Source organism: Muricoccus vinaceus (genome assembly GCF_042433125.1).
Lineage (GTDB): Bacteria > Pseudomonadota > Alphaproteobacteria > Acetobacterales > Acetobacteraceae > Roseomonas > Roseomonas vinacea.
In genome coordinates this window covers 1-1,237 of sequence record NZ_JBHLVZ010000140.1, presented here as the reverse complement: position 1 = coordinate 1,237, position 1,237 = coordinate 1, and the positions used below count along the sequence as shown (strand labels likewise).

General features: G+C 69.0%; 1 protein-coding gene. It reads right to left on the bottom strand.

Annotated features, from left to right (window positions below; all coding sequences use genetic code 11):
* Nucleotides 1-196: 196 nt before the first annotated feature.
* Nucleotides 197-1,225: an IS110 family RNA-guided transposase gene (locus ACFFIC_RS29995; protein ID WP_377057281.1), complete on the bottom strand. Its 1,029-nt coding sequence runs from the start codon at nucleotides 1,223-1,225 to the stop codon at nucleotides 197-199.
* Nucleotides 1,226-1,237: the final 12 nt, after the last annotated feature.

Below are 1,237 nucleotides of genomic sequence, written 5' to 3'. Positions count from 1 at the left end.
TCCGGTCACAGGGCGTCGCCCTGGCCAAGATGGAGATCCGCGCGTCCTGGTCCTCATAAATTTCGCGGCGTTGAGCGCCATCCGTGTGTCCAGGTATTCAGAACGCCGGTCGACTGTCAGGCCATCTCGCTTCCACCACCCGCAGACCTCATCCAGCCGCCCGCACCGGGTGAGTGCAAACGGCTGATCCCTTGGGCTACGACACCGTCGCCGCCTTCATCTCGAACCGCTGCCCAGTCCGCAGCACGGCACAGATGATCCGCGCCAGCTTGGCCGCGAGCGCCACCACTACGGCGTTCACGTGCGCCCTGGCGGCCAAGCCTCGCAACCACCCGCCGAGCGGGGTCTCGCCCTTGGACAGTGTCGGCAGCGCCGCTCGCGCGCCGTGGATCAGCATCTTGCGCAAGTACCCGTTGCCTCGCTTTGTGATCCCCAGCAGCTTTGGCCTGCCCCCCGTGGTCATCTGTCTCGGCACCAGCCCCAGCCAGGCGGCAAGGTCGCGTCCTCGCCCGAAGGTCTCGGCCCGCCCAATCGCCGCCACCAGGGCGGTCGCGTTCAGCGGCCCGATGCCAGGAATGGTGGTCAGCAGACGGGCGGCCTCGTCGCTCCGGGCCTCGGCCGCGAACTCCTCGTCGAAGGCTTCGATCCGTCGGTCCATCTCGCGCCACTCGGCACGTTGGTCCTCCACCAGCAGCCGCGTTCGCGGGCTGAGCGGGACCTGCTCCTCGGCCAGCAGGGCCTCGAGGTAGACCTCCAGCTTGCGCCGCCCCTGAGGCACGGTGATGCCGCGCTCGAGCAGGATGGCGCGCATCTGGTTGATCAGCGCCGTCCGCTCGCCCACCAGCCGGTCGCGCGCACGGTGCAGGCTCTGCATGTCGAGCTGTGTCTCGCTCTTGAGCTCGACGAAGCGCATCGTCGGCCGGGTCGCCGCCTCGGCGATCGCCTCCGCGTCGCGGTCGTCGTTCTTCTGCGCCTTCACATAAGGCCGCACGTACTCGGGCGACATCAGCCGAACCTCGTGCCCTGCCTCGCGAAGCCTCCGGCCGAGGTGGTGCGCCCCGCAGCAGGCCTCCATCGCTACCACGCACCCTCGCGACCCTGCCGCCAGCCTCACCACCCCGTCCCGGTGCAGACGCCGTCGCAGGACCACCCGCCCAGCCGCGTCCAGCCCTACAACGCTGCAGCTGTTCTTGCCCAGATCAACCCCGAGAACCGCGATCTCCACCATGGGTCAGCT